Genomic DNA, 22,097 nt, shown 5'->3' on the forward strand with positions numbered 1-22,097 from the left:
TTCTGTGACGTCAGCGTTCTTCACGCGTAAGAGGGGCGAGTTCGTGCCCGCTCCGCACGCCCGCAGCCCTTGGTCGCCCGACATGCTCCACGGCCGCCTGCTCGGGGGCCTGGCCGCCATGGCCGTCGAGCAGGAGTACGGCGAGGCGGATCTGCGGTTCGCCCGGCTCACCGTCGATCTGTTCCGCAACAGCCCGATGCTCCCGGTCACCGTCGAGACCGAGCTGGTCAGGGACGGGCGCCGGATCCGGGTGGCCGACGTGACGATCCGTACCGACCAGGGTGTGATCGGCCGGGCCAGCGCCGTGCTGCTCAGGCAGAGCGAGCAGCCGGACGGCGAGCGGAACGTCACGCCCGCGTGGGACGAGCCGCCGCCCGCCGGACCGCCTGTGACGGGCGGGGAGTGGGAGCCGCCGTTCGACCTGTGGCGGCTGACCGACTGGAGCGAGCCGGGCCCCAACCGGGTCTGGCTGCGCGAGACCCATCCGCTCGTGGACGACGAGCCGGTCACGCCGTTCACCAGGGTGGCGCTCGCGGCCGACTTCGCCAGCCCGCTCAGCACCGGCGGCACCGGTGGTGTGCACTTCATCAACGCCGACTACACGATCACCCTCGGCCGGGTCCCCGAGGGAGAGCTGGTCGGCGTGGAGGCGACCGGGCACCTCAGCGATGGCGGCGTCGCCACAGGGCAGTGCACCCTGCACGACGCCGCCGGGCCGATCGGCTTCTGCCTCGTGACCGCCGTGGCCAACCCGATCCCCCTGCGGACCCGCTGAAGAACAGCACGAAGCCGCTCGAAAACGGGCCCGCTTCAGAACGCGGCCGCTGGGGACTACGCGGGGCGCTCGGAGCGGTCGCCGGACCAGTCGGTGTGGTAGGCGCCCTCACGGTCCACCCGAAGGTAGGTGTGCGCGCCGAAGAAGTCGCGCAGACCCTGGATCAGCGCGGCGGGCAGCCGCTCGCGGCGCAGCCCGTCGTAGTAGGCCAGCGCCGAGGAGAAGCCCGGCGTCGGCACGCCGATCTGCACCGCCGTGGTCACCACCCGGCGCCAGGACTCCTGCGCCAGGTTCAGTGCCGCCGCGAACGTCGGGTCGGCCAGCAGCGTCGGCAGCGCCCGGTCGGTGTCGTAGGCGGCGCGGATCCGGTCGAGGAAGCGGGCTCTGATGATGCAGCCGCCTCGCCAGATCGTGGCCATGGCGCCCAGGTCCAGGTCCCAGCCGTACTCCTTGGAGGCGGCGGCCATCTGGTCGAAGCCCTGCGCGTAGGCGACGATCTTGGAGGCGTACAGGGCCTGCCGTACGTCCTCGATCAGCTCCCGCCCGCCGACGCCCGACAGCTTCGGCCCCTCCAGGGACGCGGCGGCGGCGCGCTGCTCCGGGTGGCCCGACAGCGCGCGGGCGAACACCGCCTCGGCGATGCCCGTCACCGGTACGCCCAGGTCGAGCGCGCCCTGCACGGTCCAGCGGCCGGTGCCCTTCTGCTCGGCCTGGTCCACCACGATGTCCACGAACGGCTTGCCGGTGGCCGCGTCGACCTGGTCGAGCACCTCGGCGGTGATCTCGATCAGGTAGGACTCCAGCTCGCCCTGGTTCCACTCGCGGAAGACCCCGGCGAGCTCCGCCGGGGTGGCGCCGAGAGCCTGACGCAGCAGGTCGTAGGACTCGGCGATGAGCTGCATGTCGGAGTATTCGATGCCGTTGTGCACCATCTTGACGAAGTGCCCGGCACCGTCGGGGCCCACGTGCACCGCGCACGGGACGCCGTCGACCTTGGCCGAGATGTCCTGCAGGATCGGGCCGAGCGCCTCCCACGACTCCTTGGAGCCGCCGGGCATGATGCTGGGGCCGTTGAGCGCGCCCTCCTCGCCGCCGGAGATGCCGGTGCCGACGAAGTGGATCCCCTTGTCACGCAGGGCCGCCTCGCGCCGCCGGGTGTCGGCGAAGTGCGCGTTGCCGCCGTCGACGATCATGTCGCCCGGCTCCATCAGCTCGGCGAGCTGGTCGATCACCGCGTCGGTGCCCGGACCCGCCTTGACCATGATGATCGCCCGACGCGGCCGCTTGAGCGAGGCCACGAAGGCCGCCAGCTCCTCCGACGGTACGAACGTGCCCTCGCCGCCGAACTCCTTGACCAGCTGCTGCGTCCGGCTGGGCGTGCGGTTGTGCACGGCCACCGCGTAGCCGTGCCTGGCGAGGTTGCGCGCCAGGTTCCTGCCCATGACCGCCAGGCCGGTGACCCCGATATCTGCCAAGTCCATATCAAGCTCCTCTGTGGGGGATACGCATGATCCAGCGGTAGAGGTTCGGCTGGATATTCCAATATTTCAGTCGCTTTGGCGTACGCCCAGCTCGTCGAGCCGATGCAGCATGTCAGCCGGATCGGAGTACACGCGGAAAGCACCCGCGCGCTCCAGTTCGTCCCTGCCGTATCCGCCGGACAGCACCCCGATCCCGAGCGCCCCCGCCCGGCGGGCGGCGAGCAGGTCCCAGACGCTGTCTCCTACCACCATCGCATGCCGCACGTCCACCTCCAGCAGCGCCGCACCCGCAAGGAACAGGTCGGGGTCCGGCTTGGCCCGGCGCACCATGTCGCGGGTCACCATCGGAGTGTCCTCCGGCAGGCCCAGCATGCCCAGCGCCAGCCGGGCCGTACGCGCGTAACCGCTGGTCGCGATCGCCCACGGCACGCCGCGCGAGGTCAGCTCGCTCAGCAACTCGGCGGCGCCCGGCAGCGGGCGGACGGAGTCGATCTGCTCGGTGTAGGCGTCACCGTGGATCGTCTGCAACTCGTCGATCTGCTCCGTCGACAGTTTCAGCCCCGTCTCCCGCAGCAGCGCGCTCACGAACAGCCCGCCGCTCATTCCGATGCGGCGGTGGATGCGCCACACCGACAGGTCGATGCCCAGTCCGGACAGTGCCTGGCGCCAGGCGATGACATGCTGGTAGACGCTGTCGATCAAGGTGCCGTCGAGGTCGAAGAGGAAGGCCGGTGTGGGTGCGTGCGGGAACTCCGTCATGGCTCCATGACACCACGGCCGCCATGAACGCCCTCATCGCGGTGCGGCTGCCCGCCGCCCAGGCGGTCATGCCAGAGTGAGGGGCATGACGGAATATCGGGTACTCGGACATACCGGTCTCAAGGTCAGCCCTCTTTGCCTCGGCGCGATGATGTTCGGCGGGTTCGGTGAGGAGTCGGCCGAGAAGTCGGCCGACATCATCGACCGCGCCCTCGACTCGGGCATCAACTTCATCGACACCGCCGACGTCTACTCGCGTGGCCAGTCGGAGGAGTTCGTCGGCAAGGCTCTGGCCAGGTCGGGCAAGCGTGACGACGTCGTCCTGGCCACCAAGTGCCACGGCGCCATGGGTGACGGCCCCAACGAGGGTGGCAACTCGAGGCGCTGGATCTTCCAGGCCGTCGAGAACAGCCTGCGCCGCCTCGGCACCGACTGGATCGACCTCTACCAGATCCACCGCCCCGACCCCGCCACCGACATAGACGAGACGCTCGGCGCCCTCACCGACCTGGTCCGGCAGGGCAAGGTCCGCTACATCGGCAGCTCCACCTTCCCCGCGCACCAGGTGGTCGAGGCCCAGTGGGCGGCCGAGCGGCGCGGGCTCGAACGCTTCGTCTGCGAGCAGCCGCCGTACTCCCTGCTCGCCCGCGGCATCGAGGCCGACGTGCTGCCCACCGTCCAGAAGTACGGCATGGGCGCCATCGTCTGGAGCCCGCTGGCGGGCGGCTGGCTGAGCGGCCGCTACCGCAAGAACCAGGAACTGCCGGAGAGCCGCCGCGCGAGCCGGCTGCCGCACCGCTACGACATGAAGCTGGAGGTCAACCAGCGCAAGCTGGATGCCGTCGAACAGCTGGCCGTCCTGGCCGAGGAGGCCGGGCACACACTGATCGAGCTGTCCCTGGCGTTCACGATCAGGCACCCGGCGGTCACCTCGGCCATCATCGGGCCGCGCACGATGGAACACCTGGAGGGCCAGCTCAACGCCCCCGATGTACGGCTCAGTGACGACGTCCTGGACAGGATCGACGCCATCGTGGCGCCGGGCGTCACCATCAACCCGGGCGACGAGGGCTGGCAGCCTCCGCAGCTGTCGGACGCGAAGCTCCGCCGGCGCCCCTGACCGTCACCGGGCGAGTGCCGCCAGTTCGCGGCACTCCTCCAAGGTGTGCTGGGACAGCTCCTCGCGTACGGACGGCACGCACACCGCCGCCATGGACAGGCTCGTCACCCCCAATCCCACCAGCACCGGGGCGAGCCGGGGATCGCCGGCGGCCTCGCCGCAGACGCCTACCGGCTTGCCGGCGGCGCGGCCGGCGTCCGCGCAGGCGGCGATGAGCTTCAGCAGTGCGGGCTGCCACGGGTCCAGGAGGTCGGCCAGGCCGGGGTGCTGACGGTCGGCCGCGAAGGTGTACTGGCTGAGGTCGTTGGTGCCGATGCTCAGGAAGTCCACCTCCGCCAGCAGGCGGTCGGCCAGCAGGGCGGCGGCCGGCACCTCGACCATCGCGCCGACCCGGGTCAGGCCCCGGGCGCGGGCGCGGCGGGCGAAGCCGGCCGCCTCCGCCGGTGTGGTGACCATCGGGGCCATCACCCAGGCGTCGGCACCCGTCGAGCGGGCCGCCTCCGCTATCGCGTCGAGCTGCGTATCCAGTACGGCCGGGAGCACCCGGTCCACCCGCAGGCCGCGGATGCCCAGCGCCGGGTTCGGCTCCGGCGGCAGGCCGAGGAACGGCAGCGGCTTGTCCGTGCCCGCGTCGAGCGTGCGCACCACGACCGTCCCGGCCCGCGCGAACACCTCGGTGTAGGCGGCCATCTGCTCCTCGAACGACGGCTCCTGCTTGCGGTCCAGGAACAGGAACTCGGTCCTGAACAGCCCGACCCCCTCCGCGCCCGGCCGGAGGTCGTCGGCCGAGCCGATGTTGAGCAGCAGCTTGACCGGGTGGCCGTCGGCCGTCCTGCCGGGGCCGCTGCTGTTCGCCAGGCGCTCGCGCTCCTCCCGGTCGCTCCTGCGGACCTGCGCCACGGCATCGTCCGTCAGGCCGACGCCGACCTGACCGGTCTTGCCGTCGACCGAGATGACCGTGCCGTCGGCCAGGTCGGTGATGCCCATGCAGGCGACCACGGCGGGCAGGCCGCGGCCGCGCGCCAGGATCGCGGTGTGGCTGGTCGGGCCGCCCTTCTCGGTGACCAGCGCCACCACGTCCGCGCCCAGGCCCGCCGTGTCGGCGGGGGAGAGGTCCTCGGCCACCAGGATGTACGGGTGGCCTGGGGCGGGGATGCCGGGCATCGGCAGGCCCAGGCAGGCGGCGATGGCGCGGTGCTTGAGGTCGTCCAGGTCGGCGGCCCGCTCGGCGAGGTAGCCGCCCAGGGCGGCCAGGGTCTCGCGGTGGTGGGTGAAGGCGGCGTCCAGGGCGTGGGGCGCGTCCAGGCCATCGCGGACGGCGGCCTCGGCGTCCTCGCGCAGCATCGGATCGTCGGCGATCATGGCGAGCGCGTCGAGAATCTCCGCCGCGTCGCCGCCACCCGCGAGGACCACGCGTTGCCGCAGGTCCGCGGTGACCGACTCCAGGGCCTTCACCACCGCGGCGGCCTCCGCGGCAGGGTCGGCGACCTGCCTGGGGCTGGGAAGTACGGGCGGCGGCGCCATGCGTATCACCGGCCCCGCGGCCCGCCCCTGACTGACCCCCAGCCCAGCCAGCCCCGCACCCGGTGGGCCGTCGCCCGGGTCAGCCATCGAGGGCCCCTTCCGCGTCCAGGTCCTGGGCGAGCAGTGCCACCAGCGCGTCCAGCGCGGCGTCCGCGCCCGGCGCGTCCGACTCCAGCGTCACCTCGGTGCCCTGGGTGGCGCCGAGCGACAGCACGCCGAGCATGCTGTTCGCGGGCACCGACTTCGCACCCACCCGGATCCGCACCGGAACCCCCAATCGCACCGCCTCCTGGACGAACAGCTTCGCGGGCCGCGCGTGCAGGCCGCTCGCCGATGCCACCGTCACCGTACGTTGTGCCATCACAACCCCCTCAGGGCTCGATCGTGACCTTGATGGCCGCGCCCCGGCTGACGAGGTCGATCCCGTCGAGCACCCGGGACAGCGGCAGCCGGTGGGTGATCAGGTCCGCCACCGGCACCAGACCTTCGGCGATCAGCCCGAGGGCCTCGGCGTTGTGCGCCGGGCTGGAGCCGTTCGCGCCGACGATGGTCAGCTCGCGGTAGTGCACCAGGTTGGAGTCCAGGGCGATGATCGGGGCGTCCTTGGGCAGGCCGCCGAAGAAGCTGATCCTGGCCTGCCTGGCCGCCATGCGCAGGGCCTGCTCCTGGGCCGCGCCGGAGGCCGCCGCCGTGATCACCACGTCGGCGCCGCGGCCACCGGTCAGCTTGAGCACCTGGTCCACCGCGTCGGTGTCGACGACCGCGTCGGGGCGTACCAGCTCGGCCGCCATCGCCAGCCGGTCGGCGTTCACGTCGACCAGGAACACCCGCGCGGCGCCGCGCGCGCGGGCCAGCCGCACGTGCAGGCAGCCGATCGGGCCCGCGCCCATGACGACCACGTCGTCGCCCGGGCCGACCCGCGCCAGCGACTGGCCGTTCAGCACGCAGGCGAGCGGCTCGGCCACCGACGCCTCGGCGAAACCGACGCCGGACGGGATGACGTTGACGCCGTCCACGGCCCGCACCTTCGCCGGGATCACCATGTACTCGGCGAAACCGCCGTCGTAGTGGTACCCCATCGACTCCTGGTTCGGGCAGACGGTGAGGCGGCCGCGCCGGCACTCCTCGCAGGTGCCGCACGGGATGGCCGCGATCACCTGCACGCGTTCGCCGGTGCCGACCACCTCGCCGGCGATCTCGTGGCCCATCACCCGGGGCGGGCGGATGTGGTGGTGGCCGTGCTTGAAGATCTTGGCGTCGGTGCCGCAGGTCGAGCAGTTGCGTACCCGGATCTTCAGCTCGCCGGGACCGGCGACCGGCTCCGGCGCGTCCTCCACGCGGATGTCCCCTGGGGCGTGGAAACGGGCGACCTTCACGATCTGAGCTCCTTCATGACTTGGCCGACCTCCGTCGCCTCACGGAGTGCTCTGGCGCGTTCGGGGTCGAGCAGGATGTCGGCGAGCGCCGCCAGCAGTTGTACGTGCCCGTCGTTCTTCGCGGCGATACCGACGCAGAGGGTAACGGGCTCGCCGCCCCAGTCGACGCCATCCGGGAAGCGTACGACGCAGATCGCGTCGTGCCGGACGACCTCCTTGGCGGCCGCGGTGCCGTGCGGGATGGCCACGCCCTCGCCGACATAGGTCGAGATCGTCTGCTCGCGTTCGAGCATGGCGTCGATGTACGGCTCGGCGACCGCGCCCACCTCCACCAGGGCGCGCCCGCACCGCCTGATCGCCTCGTCCCGATCGGCCGCGCTCTCGTGCAGGAGTACGGCCCGCGGATCGAGCAGGTCGTCACGCATCGACCGTGCCGCCGTTCTTGATGGTGGCGATCAGCTTGGTCACGGCCGGGTCGCCGAGGAAGATCTGGAAGGACACCAGCACCTTGCCCGGCGCCGAGACCCTGGCCCGGGCGGCGAGCCCGGAGTGGCAGACCACCACGTCGGCGTCGGCCGGGATCTCGTTGACCGGCGTGTGCTCCACGGTGACGCCGGTGTCCTTGAGCTGCTTGCGCAGCTGGCTGGCCAGCATGACGCTGCTGCCCATGCCCGCGTCGCAGGCCACGATGATCTTGTGAATGTCCTTGCTGTCGATGCTGGCCATGGTTCACGCCTCCTTGGCGACGGGCTGGGCCTGGGTGTCGCGGTCGTTCGCGCCGCTCTCCTCGACGCGGTCGGCCGTGGGTTCGGGGGCGGCGGTGGCTTCCGGGGTGTCCTCCGGCGGCTCCTCCTTCTCGCCGCGGCCGAAGCCCAGCAGGAGCGAGGAGACCGCGAACGACACGGCGGTGGCCACGAGGATGCCGGCGATCACGCCCAGCCAGCCGCCCTTCGGCGTCACCGCCAGGTAGGCGAAGATGCTGCCCGGCGAAGGAGTCGCCACCAGCCCGGCACCGGTGATCATGAAGGTGAACACGCCGGCCGCGCCGCCCGCGATGACCCCGAGGATGAGGCGGGGCTTCATCAGGACGTACGGGAAGTAGATCTCGTGGATCCCGCCGAAGAAGTGGATGATCATCGCGGCGGGCGTGCTCGGGCGCAGCGGGCGCGGGCCGAACAGCAGGAACGCGATGAGCAGGCCGAGTCCGGGGCCCGGGTTCGACTCCAGCATGAACAGGATCGACTTGCCATGCTTGACGGATTCGGCGACGCCGAGCGGCCCGAGGACGCCGTGGTTGACGGCGTTGTTGAGGAACAGCACCTTGGCGGGCTCGATCAGGACCGAGGCGAGGGGCAGCAGGTTGTTGACGATGAGCCACTCGACCGCGTTGCCGGCGGCCGTGGTCACGACGCGGACGACCGGCCCGATGGCCCACATCCCCACGATGGCCATGACGGCGCCGACGATGCCCGCGGTGAAGTTGTCGACGAGCATCTCGAAGCCGGACTTGGTCCGATCCTCCGTGAACTTGTCCACATATTTCAGGATCAGGGCGGTGAGGGGGCCGATGATCATGGCGCCCAGGAACATCGGGATGTCCGACCCCACGATGACGCCCATCACCGCGACCGCGCCCACCACCGCGCCGCGTTGCCCGTGGACCATCCGGCCGCCGGTATAGGCGATGAGGATGGGCAGCAGCGTCTTGATGATCGGGTCGACCATCGCGCCCAGCGCCGCGTTCGGCAGCCAGCCGGTGGGGATGAACAGTGCGGTGATCAGCCCCCAGGCGATGAACGCGCCGATGTTCGGCATGATCATGCCGGCCAGGTGGCCGCCGATGCGCTGGATGGTGGCCTTGGCTCCGGTCCCATAGACCGCAGGTGTGTAGGTTTCGGCCATTGGACGTGCTCCTTCGGGGGGATGAGCAGGTTCCTGGTATGTCGAAGTCGGGTCGGTGAGGGCTTCCAGGAGGTGGGTCAGGTGGGGTCGGCGGGGGATTCCAGCGGGCGGGTCAGGAGGGGCGGGCCGGTGCGGACGCCGTCGCGGCGGATGTCGGCCGGTGCGGGCATCCGGCTGCCCGGCAGGCACACCGCCGCCGCGCCCCAGGCCAGCGCCTCGACCAGCGCCCGCTCGCCGTGCCCGCCGCCGGCCAGGAAGCCCGCCAGCATGGCGTCCCCGGCCCCGACCGAGCTGCGCGGCTCGGTCACCGTGGCGTGGCCGTACCAGATGCCGCTGTCCTGGACGAGAACCGCGCCGTCGGTGCCGAGGCTGGCCAGGACGGTACGCGCGCCCGCCGCCCGCAGCTTGCCCGCGGCCTCCACCACGTCGCCGAGACAGCGGATCGGCATGCCGGTGGCGGCGGCGAGCTCCTCCAGGTTCGGCTTGACCAGGGCGGGGCCGGCGGCCAGCGCGTTGGACAGCGCCGGGCCGCTGGTGTCGACGGCGACGTGGATGCCCGCGCCGGCGAAGCGGCGGCAGAGCCTGGCGTAGACGTCGGCGGGCACTTCCGGCGGCAGGCTGCCCGAGGCCACCACCCAGTCGGCCTCGTGCGCGGCGGCCAGTACGGTGTCGGCGATCGTGTCCAGCTCGCCGGGGGACAGGGCGGTGCCGGGCTCGTTGATCTTGGTGACGGTGCCGTCGGGCTCGGCCAGGGTGACGTTCGACCGGGTCGTGCCGGTCACCGGGACCGTCACCATGTCGAGCCCTTCGAGGGTGAGCAGGCGGACGAGCTGCCTGCCCTCGTCGCCGCCAAACGGGACCACCGCGCGCGAGGCGACCGCGTTGGCGAGCAGCGCGCGCGAGACGTTCACGCCCTTGCCGCCGGGGTCCAGGCGGGCGGCGGCGGCCCGGATGACGGCGCCCCGGTCGAGCGAGCCGATCTCGATCGTGCGGTCCAGGCTGGGGTTGAGCGTCAGCGTGAGAATCATGGCCGCCACCCTCCGCCGAGGTCTCTGTAAGGGTTCATGCGCGGACCACCTCCGGGCCCGCGGCGGACAGGTCGGCGGCCAGCGCCAGGTCGAGACCCGCGTCGGTGATCACCACGTCGATCTCGCTCAGCTCGGCGAAGCTCGCGAGGTAGGTGTTGGTGAACTTGGTGTGATCGGCCAGCAGCACACTGCGCTCCGCGGCCGACACCATCGCCCGTTTGATCGCCGCCTCCGCCGGATCCGGCGTGGTCAGGCCCTTGGCGACCGAGCAGCCGTTCGTCGCCATGAACGCCACGTCCACGTGCAACTGGGACAGCGGCCGCAGCGCCCAGTCATCCACCGTGGCCAGCGTCCGGCCGCGCAGCCGGCCGCCGAGCACGATGACGCTGATGTTGGCGCGGGCGGCCAGCGCGGTGGCCAGCGGCGGTGAGTTGACCACGACCGTGAGCTCCCGGTCGGCGGGCAGGATCTGCACCAGGCGGCCGGTGGTGCTGCCGGCGTCGATGATGACCGAGCCGTCCTCCGGCAGCTCGGCCAGGGCGGCCTTGGCGATGCGCTCCTTCTCCGCGGTCATCACCTCGTCGCGGGTGGCGAGCGCGGGCTCGAACCCCATCCGCTCCACGGGAATCGCGCCGCCGTGCACCCTGCGCAGCACGCCCGCCCGCTCCAGCGCGGTCAGGTCGCGGCGGATCGTCTCGGTGGTCACGTCGAGCTCGCCGGCCAGCGACACCACGTCGACACGGCCCGCGGCGCGGGCCCTGCGAAGGATCTCCTGCTGCCGCTCCTCGGCGTACATGATGTTGATTCACCGCCGTTTCAGTGTGGTTTCATCTGTGTTTATACCCGAGTCTGTTGGTTGGTCAAGACTCTGGTAGGTATGTCGGATGCGAACCAAGCCCTGGGCCGCCGTCGCGGCAGCCTTACCTCTCGCCGTGGCATGCGTCGCCGGGCCGCCGGCGGCCGCGTCCACCGATGGCGTCAAGCCTCCGACGGTGCCGGCTGGTACGACGGCGTCGTGGCTGGTGTTCGACAGGAAGGCGGGCAAGTTCGTCGCCACCCGCAACGCGCACCGCAAGTTCCGCTCGGCCTCGGTCGTCAAGATCCTGATCGCGATCGACTACCTGGACAAGCGCAAGACCGTCCCCGCCGCCGACGCCCGGCTGCTCAAGGTCATGCTGCGCTCCAGCGACGACGGCGCGGCCACCACGTTCTGGAACCGCGGCGGCAAGGGCGCGATCGTCCAGCGGATGGCGCGCGAGCTCGGGCTGTCCGACACCACGCCGCCGCCCGCGTCCAAGCCCGGGTTCTGGGGTTACACGTCGTTGAGCGCGTACGACATCGTGCGGACCTACCGCTACCTGCTCGACACGGCGGCGCCCGGGGTGCGGGAGACGATCCTGGGGCACCTGCGCAACTCCACGCCGTGCGGCACCGACGGCTTCGACCAGTACTTCGGCATCCCGCGCGCGGTGCCCAAACCGTGGGCGGTCAAGCAGGGCTGGTCGGGGTTCGGCGACGTCGCGCCCACCAAGTGCGGCACCGGCGCCTCGATGAACCCGGTCCCGCTGCGGGCGCCGGGGGCCGACCTGTCGATCAGCGGGGTAGCGTCACGGGCCACCGGGTCCGGCGTGCCCGACTACGGCCGTCCGGTGCTGCACACCACCGGCCTGCTGGGCAAGGACGACCGGTTCATCATGGCGCTGCTCACGGCCCACCCCGTGGGCGGCACCTGGAGCTCCTCGGTCAAGCGGATCACCGGGCTGACCCAGGGTCTCTACCGGAGCGTGTCCTAAAGACCGGAGCGTGTCCTAAAGAAAGGTGAACATCCGGACGCCCGGCTCCAGCGGCCTGGGCGGGCCGGTGTAGCGGTGCACGCCGACGCCGTAGTGGCCGTCGCTGTCCAGGTGGATGCGCTCGAACTCGTCCTGCTCGAACCAGTCGCAGATGGTCGCCAGCAGGTCGGGTTCGTGGCGGCCCCTGGTCCAGATCACGGTCGCGCCGGGCGCGCAGAGGCGGGGGAGTGTGGCGACCGTACGCCGGATGTCGGCGTCACTGATGTTGCCGAAGATCCCGCAGGCGAGGACCAGGTCGGCGGGCACGGCCCCCGCGTAGGCGTCGGTCAGCGCGGCGTCGCCGCACACCACCTCGACGCCGTCGGGCGCGTCACGCTCGGCGATCCGGGCGTTGTGCTCGTCGAGCTCCACCAGCCTGGCGCGTACGCGGTCCCTGCGGGGGTGGGCGGCGAGCACGGGCAGCAGGTCGCGGCCCTGTCCGGCGCACAGGCTCACCACCCGTTCGGCGCCGGCGTCAAGGGCGAGCCGGACGTGTTCGCGTACCACGGCCAGCCGCCGGCTCAGGGAGGAGCCGGGCGTGTCGTAGTGGTCGTGCCAGGAAATCCAGTCGCGCTCACTCATGATCACGATCATGCTTGGGTGATGGGTGATGAATCAACGGCTTTGCGGCGGGTGCTCAGGAAAGCGGGCGGTCCCGAGATCCTCGACGTGCTGGCCGAGCGGCTGTCCGGCGCCGACCTCACCACGCTGCTGCTCGAAGTCATGCGGGTGCGGGCGCAAGGCCTGACCCCGGCCGATGTGCTCCGCCGCTACACGACCGACCGGTTCGTGGGGCCGGCCACGGTGCCGTTCGAGCGCGTCCGCCGGGCCGAGGACGCGGTGCTGTCGGTCGTACCGGACGCTTTCGAGCTGCTCACTCTGGCGCCGGTCGCGCCACTCGGGGCGCACTCGGCGCCGGCCACCGTGGACCAGAACAAGGTCATCACCACGATCAGGAACACCGAGGTCGCGGCCGACCCGACGAACGCCCTGGCGCTGGAGGCGGCCGTCCGGCGGCGCCGCTCCACCGGTCCGGTGCGGCTGGCCGCGTTCCAGCGCGTGGTGCGGGCGCAGCACTTCGCGGGCGCGGGGATGTGCGCGCACTTCGGCCTGTTCGCGCTGGTGTCGGGCGACCGGGACACGGGGAACCTGGCGTTCGAACGCCATCATTTGGCCGAGCACCTGGACGTGCTGACGGACGCCGTCCGGGCGTGCGGCGTCCCCGAGCCGGAGGTTCGCGTCACCGTCCTCGACCCTCGCTTCGAACGGGTGGCGGACGGAATCGGCGCGACGGACGACCCGGACCGCCACTCCGGCCGGGGCTACTACACGGGACTGTGCTTCAAGATCTACGCGGACGGTGTGGAGCTGGGCGACGGGGGTTTCGTCGACTGGACGGCCCGCCTGCTCGGCAACCGCAAGGAACGCCTGCTGATCAGCGCGTTGGGTGTTGACCGGCTGAGCTGATGTAGGCGGCGTAGACCTTCTTCGGGACCGTCAGCCGCCACGCCTCGACGACCAGCTCCCGCATCTCGTCGGCGTCGATGGCGGCCATGCGCGCGACGACCCAGTTGAACCGCATGTCGGACTCGCCGGGCAGCAGGAACTTGTCCGGCTCGGCCGCCACCAGGGCGGCGCGCTCCTCCTTGGGGAAGCCGAAGCCCATGAGGGTCTCGTCGCGGGAGAAGGCGACGTAGACGATCGAGCCGACGCGGAACTTGATCCGATCTCTGATGAGATGCTCCGACGAGCGCGGGAGCGTGATCGCCAGCCGCCGCACGTCCTCCACTGTGATCACATCGCCACCGTAGCCCAATTCCATGGTCACCTCACGGCGCGGGACTCCTCGTACGCCGCCAGCACCTGCTTGCGGCGCTTGGCCGGGAGGCGGTCGATGTAGAGGTAGCCGTCGAGGTGGTCCGTCTCGTGCTGCAGGCAGCGCGAGAGCATGCCGGTGCCCTCGAAGATGACCGGCGCGCCCTCGGCGTCGAAGCCGTGCACGGTGGCGTGGTCGGGGCGGGGGAGCGGGGCGTACTGGCCCAGGACCGACAGGCAGCCCTCCTCGCCCGCGTCGAGGTGCCGCTCGCCGAGTCCGGGCAGTTCAAGCGACGGGTTGACCACGACGCCCTTGTGCCGGTCGCCGTTCTCGTCGGGGCAGTCGTAGACGAACACCCGCAACGCCACGCCGATCTGGTTGGCGGCCAGGCCCACGCCCTCCGCCGCGTACATGCTCGCGAACATGTCCTCCACCAGCGCCGCCAGCGCTCCGTCGAACCGGGTGACCGGTTCGCAGGGCGTATGCAGCACCGGGTCTCCCACCTGAACGATCGGCCGGACCTCTCCCACGACCAGTGCCCTTTCCACATGCGGATGTGTCGCCACAAAGTCTACGAGCGACCAGGAGATGATCAGCACTCGACAGTGCTCAAATAATGAGACATATATTCTTGAATTGTGAGATAGGGGCTATGGTCGTCCTACCGAGGCGAGACGAAGGAGTTTCGATGGACGCCGTCTACACCCATGGCCACCACGAGTCCGTGCTGCGCTCCCACCGCTGGCGCACCGCCGAGAACTCGGCCGCGTACCTGTTGCCCCATCTCAAGCCCCAGATGAAGCTGCTGGACGTGGGTGCCGGGCCCGGCACCATCACGGCCGACCTGGCCGGCCGGGTGGCGCACGTGACGGCGTCCGAGGTGAGCGCGGAGACGCTGGAGCTGACCAGGGCCGGAGTGGGAGCTGTAGGCAACGTCGAGTTCGCCGTCGCCGACGTGCACGCGCTCGACTATCCCGACGCCACGTTCTGCGTCGTCCACGCCCACCAGGTGCTGCAGCACGTCGGCGATCCCGTACGGGCGCTGCGGGAGATGCGGCGCGTGACGAAGCCGGGCGGTCTGGTGGCGGCGCGTGACAGTGACTACGCCGCGTTCGCCTGGTACCCGCTGCTGCCGGAGCTCGACGAGTGGCTGGCGCTCTATCAGCGGCTGGCGCGGAGCAACGGCGGCGAGCCGGACGCCGGGCGGCGCCTGCTGTCGTGGGCCAGGGCCGCGGGCTTCGACGACGTCACCGCCACCTCGTCCACCTGGTGCTTCGCCACACCGGAGGACCGGGCCTGGTGGGGCGGGATGTGGGCCGACCGGATCAAGCAGTCCGCCATGGCCGAGCAGGCACTCGCCTCGGGCGCCGCCACGAAGGAGGACCTACGGCGCATCTCCGAGGGCTGGCTGAAGTGGGCCGCGGCCGACGACGGCTGGCTCTCGATCACCCACGGCGAAATCCTCTGCCGCATCGCCCGCTAGCCCGTTCGCCGCACGACGGACCGCCTGCCTCTTCTCCTCCGAGGGGGTGTCCGTCCTTTGGGACCTGTGCCACGACGGACCGCTCGCTTCTTCTCCCCCGAAGGGGGTATCCCTTCCAAGGGACACCAGCCACAACGGACCGTCACAGGGAGCGGACCAAACCCGGGGGCCGTTGCTAAAGGACAGAGGTGCGGGCCCACTGCGGGTCGCGGTAGAGGACCACGTCGGCGCCGTCCAGCAGCTCGTCAGGAGCCGACAGCATGGTGATCTCGCCCGCCGCCTGCAGCCGCAGCAGCAGGTCGCGGACGCGTGGCCCCACCGGCAGGCGGCCGGGCGGGAGCCCGAGGCCCGATCGGACCGCGTCCGCGACCTCCGACAGGTGGAACGGCCCGCCGAACTCCGCCACCACACCCCGCACCAGGCTCATGGTGATCACCTGTTCGGCCTCGGCGTGGGCCAGCTCCCAGACGATCTGCTCCCTGCGGCGGCCCGTGGCCGCGCAGGCCGTGCAGGGGCGCATCAGGCCACGCGAGAGGCCGGGCAGGATGCCGGGCGCCAGGCCGGGCAGCACCGGCTGCTCCGCCGAGCCGAGGCAGACGGTGCACTGGTTGGTCTCGGAGGCGTGCAGCTCGGCGGACATGAGGTCGGGCAGGTCCGCCTCGCAATCGCAGGAGTACGCGCCGAGAACGCCGGTCCGCGGGCTGATCGTGTGGTTCGTCATCTCGGGAGACTCTACCCGCGGGCGTCCATCAGGCCGTGCCGGCGCAGCGCCTTGCGGGCCGCCGCCACCACCCGCTCGTCCGGATGATGGTCGATGAACACCTGTAGCACCCGTTCGGTCCAGGGATGGTCGCCGAGGGCCAGGAGGGCGATCGTGCCCGCCTGCTCGTCCTTCTCCATGCCCTGGGAGACCGACTTGATGACCTCGGCCGCCTCCCCGCCGAACTCCAGCAGCGCCGCCGCCATGTCCACGAACGCCCACGCGATCTCCTCGGGCGTCGGCGGCCGTTCCTCGCGGCCCAGCCGGGCGGCCACGACGGCGCCCAGCCTCGGCGCCCCGAGCAGTCCGTCGAGCGCCTCCGTGCCCGCCTCGCCCAGCCCTGTGGCGAGCAGTTCCACGCCGACGGCCCGGCTCAGCGGGCTGACCTCGCTGAGCGCGGCCGCGATCTCGGCCGCCGCCTCGCCCTGATCCCGGTCGGCCAGCCAGCCGGCGAGCTCCTCGTCGCGCTCCGGCTCCGGGTAGGAGCGCAGGCCGTACAGCAGCGCGCCGGCGTCCCGCCCGGCCAGCGAGCCCATGACCGGGATCTCCTGCCCGGTCGCCTCGCCGATCACCAGCCCGGCCGCCCAGATGCCGAGCGGGGTCAGGGTGCGCGGCGGCGCCTGGCGTACCAGGCCCAGGTCCGTCAGGACGGCGGGCACCTCGTCGCTCAGCGGGCCGCGGCCCAGATAGAGGCGTACCACCTCCATGAACAGCGTCTCGTCGGTGCTCAGCGTGCGGCGGCAGACGTCCGCCCACACCTGGAGCACCTTGTCGTCGGAGCCGTCACGCAGCGCCTCCGCCGCGTCCGGCGCGAACGCCGGATGAGCGGAAGCGTCGGCGTCGCCGGTCGCCAGAGGAGTCTCGCGTACGGCCGCCACCAGCTCGTCGTCGGCCGGCAGCCGGACGGGAGGCTGGAGCGGAAGCGTGTCGTCGTCGTAGGAGCCCACGTCCTTATCCTGTCGGAACTCGCCTTACATTTGCGATAAAGTCCCCGCTGACCGCGAAAAGTCCGGAAGAAGGGAGGCGTCGAGATGGTCCGTGGTATCCGGACGCTCTCCGCGTCCGCTGGTGTAACTTTCCGGAGGAATCGTGCTTTCTGCCACAACGCTTTTCCGCTCCACGGTCGAGGCTGACCTCGACCGACTGCTTGACTGCGTCGTCGACGAGCCCATCAGCTGGGCCGACTCTGACCGGCTGCTCTCCTTCCTCGAAACCGGCCACTACCGCCACGACCGCATGTGGGTCGCGGAACAGGACGGCCGCATCCTCGCCCGCGCCGTCTGGTGGGGCTTGCCCGACGGCGACCGCCCGCTCGCGCTCGACTGCCTCTGGGTCCACCCGTCGGTGCCCGACCGCGTGGAACTGGCCGCCGAGCTGCTGCGACACGCCCATAAGGGGTACGGCGACGCGCCCGCCTACCACGTGTTCGTCACGAACGGCTGGCGGGACGACCCGGAGGTCACGGCCGCCATCGACTGGCGGTGGCGGGCCGGGGCGCTGGCCGGGCTGACCGACGAGCTCGAACGGCTCAGGTACGAGTGGACGCGCGGCACGCCGGTGCCGGAGGCGTCGGAGCGGCTGGTGTTCCGGGCGGAGGCCGACGACGAGGCGTTCGTCGAGGCGTTCAGCCGCGTGGCCGTCGGCACGCTCGACCACCACACCCGGCAGGCCCTGGCCGCGACCGCCCCCGAGGCGCAGGCCCGCGAGGATGTCGAGGGCTACCGGAGCATGCCGGGCGACAGGGGCTGGTGGCGCCTGGCGTACACGCCGGACGGCGACCTCGCCGGTGTGGCGCTGCCGTCGGCCAACGCGGGCGGGCCCGTGGTCGGCTACCTCGGCGTGGTGCCCGAGCACCGCGGCCACGGCTACGCCGACGACCTGCTCGGCGAGATCACCCGGCTGCACGCCGAGCGGGGCGCCGAGCGGATCGTCGCCGACACCGACGCCGTGAACGTCCCGATGGCCAGGGCCTTCGAGCGGTCCGGCTACCACAACTTCGCCGTCAGACTCGTCCTGTCGGCGCCGTCTGACCCTCTGAGCGCGTGATCCGGCGGCACCGCCCGGTCCGGTGAACAGGGCGTCGAACTCACGCGGTGGCGAGGCGCGCCCGGACCACGAGGTCGTGCATGGCCTCCCGGACCGTGGCGGCCTCCGGCAGCGGTGAGGAGTCCCTGGCCGCCTCCAACCCGGCGGTCAGGCGCGCCACGTCGTCCCCCGCCGTGCCCACCCCCGGCGCACGGCCGTGCTCGGCCTCCCGCTTGGCGGCCACCAGGTCGGGCAGGTACGCCGGTACGTACGCGAACAGGTGGGTCAGGTCGGCGTCCAGCTCACCGGTGCGCATCAGGTGGATGCCGGTGGCCAGCACGCGGAAGGTGTAGAGCAGCGGCTTGAGCTCCCCGTTCTTCTCGAACAGCCGCCACTGCGTACGCGCGAACCCCAGATAGTGGTGGGCGTGGTGCCGCGTCAGGCAGCCGGGCGCCAGGTCCTTCAGCTCCTCATGCAGCGGAGAGGAGGACACGACCAAGGGGGAGAGGAGCTGCTCCAGGACGTAGCCGTTGCGGTTCAGCAGCAGCCCGCAGAACTTGGCCAGGTCGTGCGTGACCAGGTCCACCTCGACGCCGTCGCGCGTCCAGGTCCGGTCGAGGGTCGCCGGTCCGGTACGCAGGCCGACGACCTCCCGCAGCGGCAGCAGGTGTACGCCCCGCAGGTCCACGTCCGAGTCGGCCGAGGGGAAGCCGTAGAGGTGCGCGCCGCTTATCGTGGCGAACACCAGCGGGTACGGCTGCTCTTCGGGGATCTCCGGCAGCCAGGCAGGCAGGTTCACACGCGCTCCCGGGACAGGTGGGCCCTCCGCACGGCCACGAGGTACGTCTCGACGGACGCCCGGTCCGGCGCCGCCGGCAGGACGCCGGTCGCGTCGGCCAGGTCGCCGGTCAGCTCGGCCCGCCAGGCGGCGATCTCCGCCCACGCCACCTCGCCCCGCTTGATCGCCAGCAGCCGGTCGCGGTGGTCGCCGACCTGGATCAGGGGCTCGCCGTGGCGCACCAGGTGGCGGCCGCTCAGCAGCAGCCTGATCAGGTGCATCGCCTGCTTCCACTTCGGCGCGGCCGGGTCGAGGCGGCGGAACTGGGCGTCGGCGTACCGGGTGAACGACTCGTGCGCCCGCCGCGACAGGAACGCCCCGCGCAGGTCGCGCAGCCGCCCGCCCTCCGGCGTGAGCACCTCCGTGAGGGGAGACCACAGGCACTCCAGGACCGTGGGGTTCGCGTCGAGGGCGAGCCCGCAGAAGCGCTCGACCTCCCACGAGAACTGCTCGGGCAGCGGCCCGTCGCGGTGCGTCACCGGCTTGTCCAGCCGCCAGAACGCCTCCGTCGGCACCACGAACACACCGCGCCGGTCGGTGTCGGACTCGGCGGTGTCCAGACCGTAGGCCCGCGACCCCACCACGACCGAGAGGATCAGGTCTTCGCTCACGTGGCCACTTTCACGGGGTCGGGGGACAGACCGCTCAGCATGTCGGCTGCTCCAAGCTGGTGTACCTCGCCGAGGCCGTCCGGGTGCAGCGCGTACGCCGCGCAGCCGCTGGGCAGGGGCAGGTCGCCCTGGACGAGCATGGCGAGCTCGACCCCGTCGAACGACGCGGGCTGTCCGACGGCCGGGGCGTCGGCGCGGGCGATCAGCCGGTCGGCGAACGCGGCCACGTCCTCGCCCGGCCGCCGCTCGTAGCGGACCACCTCGCCCTGGCGCTTTCGTACCAGGACCTCGGCGGCGCGCGCGGCGGCGTGCCAGCAGCCCACCTCCCACAGCGTCACCCGGTGCGTGAACGCCTGCTCCAGCGCCGCGCCCAGCAGGCTCAGCTCGTCGGCACTCCCGTCCACGCTGTGCCCGTAACCGGCGGCGCCCAGGTTGAAGTCCGCCCACCGCATCGTCCGCGTCCACAGGTCGGCCACCAGCGGAACCAGGATCTTGGCCTGCCCCGTCAGATCGAAGCGCTGCCGGACGGCCAGCGGGTCGAACAGCCCCTCCGGCTGTTCCATGAACCCGGCGAACCCGCGTACCAGCTCCTCGAACGGTACGTCGTTGTAGCTGAAGACGACCGGCACGAGGTAGCGGCCGCGCAGGGCCCGCACGTTCACGTCGATGAACTCCGACGCGCCCAGGGGCTCGGGCGCCGACGTCAGGTCGCCCGAGTGGGTGACGGCCTTGCCCAGCCGCAGGTTCGTGTAGTCGCACAGCCCGACGAAGGCCCAGCGCTCGTCGAAGACGGCCACGGACAGGTCGAGGTCCACCCGGGTGTCCTTCGGCTCGGCCCAATGGAGGAAGAACCGGAGCCGCTCGCCGCCGGGGATGGGCTGGACGCTGCCGCGCGGCAGCTGTACCAGCGTCTTGACCGCCGTCCGCTCGGACGTGGGCGCGATCAGGTCGGCCAGGCCCTCGTCCAGCAGCACTCGCCGCAGCGGGGGGAGCGCGGCGGCGCGGCGCAGCAGCTCGGCGGCCAGCGTCCGCTCGGCCTCCAGCACGACCTCGTCCGGCAGCGGCGGCCGGTCGTCGCGCCGGGTGTGGAAGCGCGCGGTGCCGCCGCGCGGCAGGAACAGCCGCAGCCCGCCGGGCGGCGTCCTCAGCTGCCCCAGGGCGGCGAGGAGCACGCCGGGCGCGACCCGCGCCGCCACACCCGCCAGCCCGGCAGACGTCGCCACGCGCGACAGCCCGGTAGACGTCGCCACGCCCGCCAGTCCGGCAGACGCCGGTCCGGACGCGGGTGTGTCCGCCTCTGCCCGGCCGATGGTCTCCAGCAGGCCGGGGGAGAGGCGGAGCAGCTGCGACAGCCGCCGCATCAGCTCGCCGGGCCGGTGGACCAGCAGGTCGGCCGCGTCGGAGTGGCGGCCGTCGGCCAGGGCCGTCTCCACACGACTCGCGAACGACGTGGCCACCAGCCGCCCGTCGCGCACCCGCAGCACCTCCGGCCGCCGCGCGGCCAGCTCCAGCAGGGTCCGCCCGAACGCCGTCTCCGGATCGAGGCGGGTGCCGCGCACGGCGGCGAAGGCCAGCGCGGCGTTCGGGTAGCGGGCGTGGTGCTCGTGGGGGTGCAGCACCTCGGCCATGCGCTTCCACTGCCCGCCGTACCGGAACAGGTCCTCGATCGCGTACGGCATGGCGTCCAGGCACGACAGCAGGGTCCGGCGGACGGCGCGCGGCAGCGACACGCGGCGCCCCGGGCGGATCCGCAGCCCTGGGTCGGCGTCCATCAGCACGTACAGCAGGCGCAGCACGTCCGTGGCCGTCTCCAGATGGTTGCGCAGCAGCTCGGGGGCGCCCCGGCGCAGGGCGACGGCGAGCACGACGGCGCGCGTCTCCTTGACCGGGACGCTCTCCGGCAGCCAGTCGCCCGACTCGGGCCAGAACGCCTCCAGCAGCGCCTCCAGGTCGGCCCGGTCGTGCGGCGGCATGGGGGTGCGGCGGGTCATCAGGTCCACGGCCACCTCGCGGCAGGCCGCCGTGGGGTCGCCCGCGAGACGCAGCAGGCCGGTGGCGGTGACGGCGGCGCGGTCGACGCTCGTGCGCTCCTCCGACGGGAGCAGGAACGGATCGTCCGGGTCGACGCGCCGGTGGCAGATGGGGCAGGCGCTGAAGTCGGCCCCGTCCCAGCACGTACGGCACACCAGGTGCGCGCAGGGCGACACGGCGTGGACGGTGCCGACGTTCCCGCACAGGACGCACGGCCGCTCCGGCTGCTGCAGCAGCAGCGAGAACACCCGCCGCACGTAGAAGTCGCCGGTGTCCCGGGGCACGCTGTCCGGAAATTTCCGGAAAAGGGGTACGTGCGAGACCGCCGCGCCCAGCTCACCCCGCAGCCCGTGCAGCAGCCGCCGCCCGACGCGCGTCAGCTCCTTCGACGACAGTGCCACCAGCGCCCGATACAGCTCCGCCGACACCAGGAAGCCGAGCTGCAGCAGCTCGAACTCCAGCGCAGCCACCCCGGACCGCACCTCGGCCCGCGTCATGTTCAGGGACTTGGGCAGCTTGCCGACGGCCTCGGGCATGCGCGGATCGGCGGCCAGCAGCGCGGGCGCGACCACCCGCGTACGGCGCAGCAGGATCTCGGCGGGACCGTTCATGGAGACACCTCCGATGCCCTAGAGACCGCGGAGCGACCTTCGCATTGAGAGAGGTCGCGTGGGAGCCCCGCGCGACCTCTGGAGAGGTGGAGAGCGGGCGCGCTGGACTCATTTGAAAGATGAAG

The 22,097-nt window shown here is 71.9% G+C and carries 24 protein-coding genes; 6 read left to right on the plus strand and 18 right to left on the minus strand.

Translation table 11 applies throughout. From position 1 onward, the window contains the following. Positions 1-4: 4 nt before the first annotated feature. Positions 5-775, plus strand: coding sequence for a thioesterase family protein (locus ACIBO2_RS30650; protein ID WP_397301295.1), 771 nt, complete (start codon positions 5-7; stop codon positions 773-775). A gap of 56 nt (positions 776-831) precedes the next feature. On the opposite strand, the gene gndA is transcribed toward ACIBO2_RS30650, so the two are convergent. Both gndA and ACIBO2_RS30660 read right to left on the minus strand, forming a co-directional pair. Continuing rightward, positions 832-2,256, minus strand: a complete 1,425-nt coding sequence (gene gndA, locus ACIBO2_RS30655) for an NADP-dependent phosphogluconate dehydrogenase (RefSeq protein WP_358542745.1) — start codon at positions 2,254-2,256, stop codon at positions 832-834. 66 nt (positions 2,257-2,322) lie between these two features. Continuing rightward, positions 2,323-3,015 (minus strand): HAD family hydrolase, encoded by a 693-nt coding sequence (locus tag ACIBO2_RS30660; RefSeq protein WP_358542747.1) that lies wholly within the window; start codon positions 3,013-3,015, stop codon positions 2,323-2,325. A gap of 85 nt (positions 3,016-3,100) precedes the next feature. Between ACIBO2_RS30660 and ACIBO2_RS30665 the strand changes: the two genes are divergently transcribed. Further along, the gene (locus ACIBO2_RS30665) at positions 3,101-4,135 is read left to right on the plus strand and encodes an aldo/keto reductase (protein WP_358542750.1); all 1,035 of its coding nucleotides are present in this window, start codon (positions 3,101-3,103) and stop codon (positions 4,133-4,135) included. 3 nt (positions 4,136-4,138) lie between these two features. Here ACIBO2_RS30665 and ptsP read toward each other — a convergent pair whose 3' ends face one another. The 8 genes from ptsP to ACIBO2_RS30705 form a co-directional block, all read right to left on the minus strand. Next, on the minus strand, positions 4,139-5,746 hold the full coding sequence (ptsP, locus tag ACIBO2_RS30670) for a phosphoenolpyruvate--protein phosphotransferase (protein ID WP_397301299.1): 1,608 nt from the start codon (positions 5,744-5,746) through the stop codon (positions 4,139-4,141). Next, positions 5,739-6,020: an HPr family phosphocarrier protein gene (locus tag ACIBO2_RS30675; RefSeq protein ID WP_358542754.1), complete on the minus strand. Its 282-nt coding sequence runs from the start codon at positions 6,018-6,020 to the stop codon at positions 5,739-5,741. The genes ptsP and ACIBO2_RS30675 overlap by 8 nt, the downstream gene beginning before the upstream one ends. 10 nt (positions 6,021-6,030) lie before the next feature. Further along, positions 6,031-7,035, minus strand: coding sequence for a zinc-dependent dehydrogenase (locus ACIBO2_RS30680; protein WP_397301302.1), 1,005 nt, complete (start codon positions 7,033-7,035; stop codon positions 6,031-6,033). Further along, complete coding sequence (locus tag ACIBO2_RS30685; protein WP_358542758.1) at positions 7,032-7,460, minus strand: PTS sugar transporter subunit IIA; 429 nt, start codon at positions 7,458-7,460, stop codon at positions 7,032-7,034. Before ACIBO2_RS30685 ends, ACIBO2_RS30680 begins: the two co-directional genes overlap by 4 nt. Further along, the gene (locus ACIBO2_RS30690) at positions 7,453-7,761 is read right to left on the minus strand and encodes a PTS lactose transporter subunit IIB (RefSeq protein ID WP_397301306.1); all 309 of its coding nucleotides are present in this window, start codon (positions 7,759-7,761) and stop codon (positions 7,453-7,455) included. Before ACIBO2_RS30690 ends, ACIBO2_RS30685 begins: the two co-directional genes overlap by 8 nt. A 3-nt stretch (positions 7,762-7,764) precedes the next feature. Continuing rightward, positions 7,765-8,937 carry a PTS mannitol transporter subunit IICB gene (locus ACIBO2_RS30695; RefSeq protein WP_358542760.1) on the minus strand — a complete coding sequence of 391 codons (1,173 nt, stop codon included), beginning with the start codon at positions 8,935-8,937 and terminating at the stop codon, positions 7,765-7,767. 77 nt (positions 8,938-9,014) lie between these two features. Further along, positions 9,015-9,965 (minus strand): 1-phosphofructokinase, encoded by a 951-nt coding sequence (gene pfkB, locus ACIBO2_RS30700; protein WP_397301309.1) that lies wholly within the window; start codon positions 9,963-9,965, stop codon positions 9,015-9,017. 34 nt (positions 9,966-9,999) lie between these two features. Continuing rightward, positions 10,000-10,761 (minus strand): DeoR/GlpR family DNA-binding transcription regulator, encoded by a 762-nt coding sequence (locus tag ACIBO2_RS30705; protein ID WP_358439762.1) that lies wholly within the window; start codon positions 10,759-10,761, stop codon positions 10,000-10,002. 88 nt (positions 10,762-10,849) lie between these two features. Between ACIBO2_RS30705 and ACIBO2_RS30710 the strand changes: the two genes are divergently transcribed. Beyond that, positions 10,850-11,758, plus strand: a complete 909-nt coding sequence (locus tag ACIBO2_RS30710) for a hypothetical protein (protein ID WP_397301312.1) — start codon at positions 10,850-10,852, stop codon at positions 11,756-11,758. 15 nt (positions 11,759-11,773) lie between these two features. Here ACIBO2_RS30710 and ACIBO2_RS30715 read toward each other — a convergent pair whose 3' ends face one another. Further along, entirely contained in the window at positions 11,774-12,379 is a 606-nt protein-coding gene (locus ACIBO2_RS30715) for a class I SAM-dependent methyltransferase (protein ID WP_358542766.1), read from the minus strand. 21 nt (positions 12,380-12,400) lie between these two features. Here ACIBO2_RS30715 and ACIBO2_RS30720 point away from each other — a divergent pair, with 21 nt between their 5' ends. Then, positions 12,401-13,264, plus strand: coding sequence for a hypothetical protein (locus ACIBO2_RS30720; protein WP_358542769.1), 864 nt, complete (start codon positions 12,401-12,403; stop codon positions 13,262-13,264). Here the strand turns inward: ACIBO2_RS30720 and ACIBO2_RS30725 are convergent. Both ACIBO2_RS30725 and def read right to left on the minus strand, forming a co-directional pair. Next, entirely contained in the window at positions 13,233-13,619 is a 387-nt protein-coding gene (locus ACIBO2_RS30725; protein ID WP_358543058.1) for an MmcQ/YjbR family DNA-binding protein, read from the minus strand. The two genes, ACIBO2_RS30720 and ACIBO2_RS30725, sit on opposite strands and share 32 nt — an antisense overlap. Positions 13,620-13,621: 2 nt before the next feature. After that, positions 13,622-14,161, minus strand: coding sequence for a peptide deformylase (gene def / locus ACIBO2_RS30730; RefSeq protein WP_397301316.1), 540 nt, complete (start codon positions 14,159-14,161; stop codon positions 13,622-13,624). A gap of 140 nt (positions 14,162-14,301) precedes the next feature. Between def and ACIBO2_RS30735 the strand changes: the two genes are divergently transcribed. Beyond that, positions 14,302-15,096 (plus strand): methyltransferase domain-containing protein, encoded by a 795-nt coding sequence (locus tag ACIBO2_RS30735; RefSeq protein ID WP_358542772.1) that lies wholly within the window; start codon positions 14,302-14,304, stop codon positions 15,094-15,096. A 175-nt stretch (positions 15,097-15,271) separates the two neighbouring features. On the opposite strand, the gene ACIBO2_RS30740 is transcribed toward ACIBO2_RS30735, so the two are convergent. After that, entirely contained in the window at positions 15,272-15,817 is a 546-nt protein-coding gene (locus tag ACIBO2_RS30740; protein WP_397301319.1) for a hypothetical protein, read from the minus strand. Positions 15,818-15,828: 11 nt separating this feature from the next. Then, positions 15,829-16,803 carry a hypothetical protein gene (locus ACIBO2_RS30745; protein ID WP_358542777.1) on the minus strand — a complete coding sequence of 325 codons (975 nt, stop codon included), beginning with the start codon at positions 16,801-16,803 and terminating at the stop codon, positions 15,829-15,831. Positions 16,804-16,945: 142 nt separating this feature from the next. Here ACIBO2_RS30745 and ACIBO2_RS30750 point away from each other — a divergent pair, with 142 nt between their 5' ends. Beyond that, entirely contained in the window at positions 16,946-17,902 is a 957-nt protein-coding gene (locus tag ACIBO2_RS30750; RefSeq protein WP_358542779.1) for a GNAT family N-acetyltransferase, read from the plus strand. Between the two features lie 40 nt (positions 17,903-17,942). Here ACIBO2_RS30750 and ACIBO2_RS30755 read toward each other — a convergent pair whose 3' ends face one another. The 3 genes from ACIBO2_RS30755 to ACIBO2_RS30765 are packed head-to-tail and all read right to left on the minus strand — an operon-like array spanning position 17,943 to position 21,972. Beyond that, positions 17,943-18,680 (minus strand): DNA polymerase beta superfamily protein, encoded by a 738-nt coding sequence (locus tag ACIBO2_RS30755; RefSeq protein ID WP_397301324.1) that lies wholly within the window; start codon positions 18,678-18,680, stop codon positions 17,943-17,945. Beyond that, positions 18,677-19,330, minus strand: coding sequence for a DNA polymerase beta superfamily protein (locus ACIBO2_RS30760; RefSeq protein ID WP_397301327.1), 654 nt, complete (start codon positions 19,328-19,330; stop codon positions 18,677-18,679). Before ACIBO2_RS30760 ends, ACIBO2_RS30755 begins: the two co-directional genes overlap by 4 nt. Further along, entirely contained in the window at positions 19,327-21,972 is a 2,646-nt protein-coding gene (locus ACIBO2_RS30765) for an MXAN_6230/SCO0854 family RING domain-containing protein (RefSeq protein ID WP_397301330.1), read from the minus strand. Before ACIBO2_RS30765 ends, ACIBO2_RS30760 begins: the two co-directional genes overlap by 4 nt. Positions 21,973-22,097 lie beyond the last annotated feature (125 nt).

The sequence above is a fragment of the Nonomuraea sp. NPDC050022 genome (assembly GCF_044460705.1).
GTDB lineage: Bacteria > Actinomycetota > Actinomycetes > Streptosporangiales > Streptosporangiaceae > Nonomuraea.

Excerpts from the sequence above, each read along its gene's own strand:
- ACIBO2_RS30685 (WP_358542758.1), bottom strand. The coding sequence starts at position 7,460 with ATGCGTGACGACCTGCTCGATCCGCGGGCCGTACTCCTGCACGAGAGC.
- ptsP (WP_397301299.1), bottom strand. The coding sequence starts at position 5,746 with ATGGCTGACCCGGGCGACGGCCCACCGGGTGCGGGGCTGGCTGGGCTG.
- ACIBO2_RS30720 (WP_358542769.1), top strand. The coding sequence starts at position 12,401 with ATGGGTGATGAATCAACGGCTTTGCGGCGGGTGCTCAGGAAAGCGGGC.
- ACIBO2_RS30725 (WP_358543058.1), bottom strand. The coding sequence starts at position 13,619 with ATGGAATTGGGCTACGGTGGCGATGTGATCACAGTGGAGGACGTGCGG.
- ACIBO2_RS30740 (WP_397301319.1), bottom strand. The coding sequence starts at position 15,817 with ATGACGAACCACACGATCAGCCCGCGGACCGGCGTTCTCGGCGCGTAC.
- ACIBO2_RS30695 (WP_358542760.1), bottom strand. The coding sequence starts at position 8,937 with ATGGCCGAAACCTACACACCTGCGGTCTATGGGACCGGAGCCAAGGCC.
- ACIBO2_RS30735 (WP_358542772.1), top strand. The coding sequence starts at position 14,302 with ATGGACGCCGTCTACACCCATGGCCACCACGAGTCCGTGCTGCGCTCC.
- ACIBO2_RS30705 (WP_358439762.1), bottom strand. The coding sequence starts at position 10,761 with ATGTACGCCGAGGAGCGGCAGCAGGAGATCCTTCGCAGGGCCCGCGCC.
- ACIBO2_RS30690 (WP_397301306.1), bottom strand. The coding sequence starts at position 7,761 with ATGGCCAGCATCGACAGCAAGGACATTCACAAGATCATCGTGGCCTGC.
- ACIBO2_RS30715 (WP_358542766.1), bottom strand. The coding sequence starts at position 12,379 with ATGAGTGAGCGCGACTGGATTTCCTGGCACGACCACTACGACACGCCC.
- pfkB (WP_397301309.1), bottom strand. The coding sequence starts at position 9,965 with ATGATTCTCACGCTGACGCTCAACCCCAGCCTGGACCGCACGATCGAG.
- ACIBO2_RS30710 (WP_397301312.1), top strand. The coding sequence starts at position 10,850 with ATGCGAACCAAGCCCTGGGCCGCCGTCGCGGCAGCCTTACCTCTCGCC.
- ACIBO2_RS30765 (WP_397301330.1), bottom strand. The coding sequence starts at position 21,972 with ATGAACGGTCCCGCCGAGATCCTGCTGCGCCGTACGCGGGTGGTCGCG.
- ACIBO2_RS30675 (WP_358542754.1), bottom strand. The coding sequence starts at position 6,020 with ATGGCACAACGTACGGTGACGGTGGCATCGGCGAGCGGCCTGCACGCG.
- gndA (WP_358542745.1), bottom strand. The coding sequence starts at position 2,256 with ATGGACTTGGCAGATATCGGGGTCACCGGCCTGGCGGTCATGGGCAGG.
- ACIBO2_RS30665 (WP_358542750.1), top strand. The coding sequence starts at position 3,101 with ATGACGGAATATCGGGTACTCGGACATACCGGTCTCAAGGTCAGCCCT.
- ACIBO2_RS30660 (WP_358542747.1), bottom strand. The coding sequence starts at position 3,015 with ATGACGGAGTTCCCGCACGCACCCACACCGGCCTTCCTCTTCGACCTC.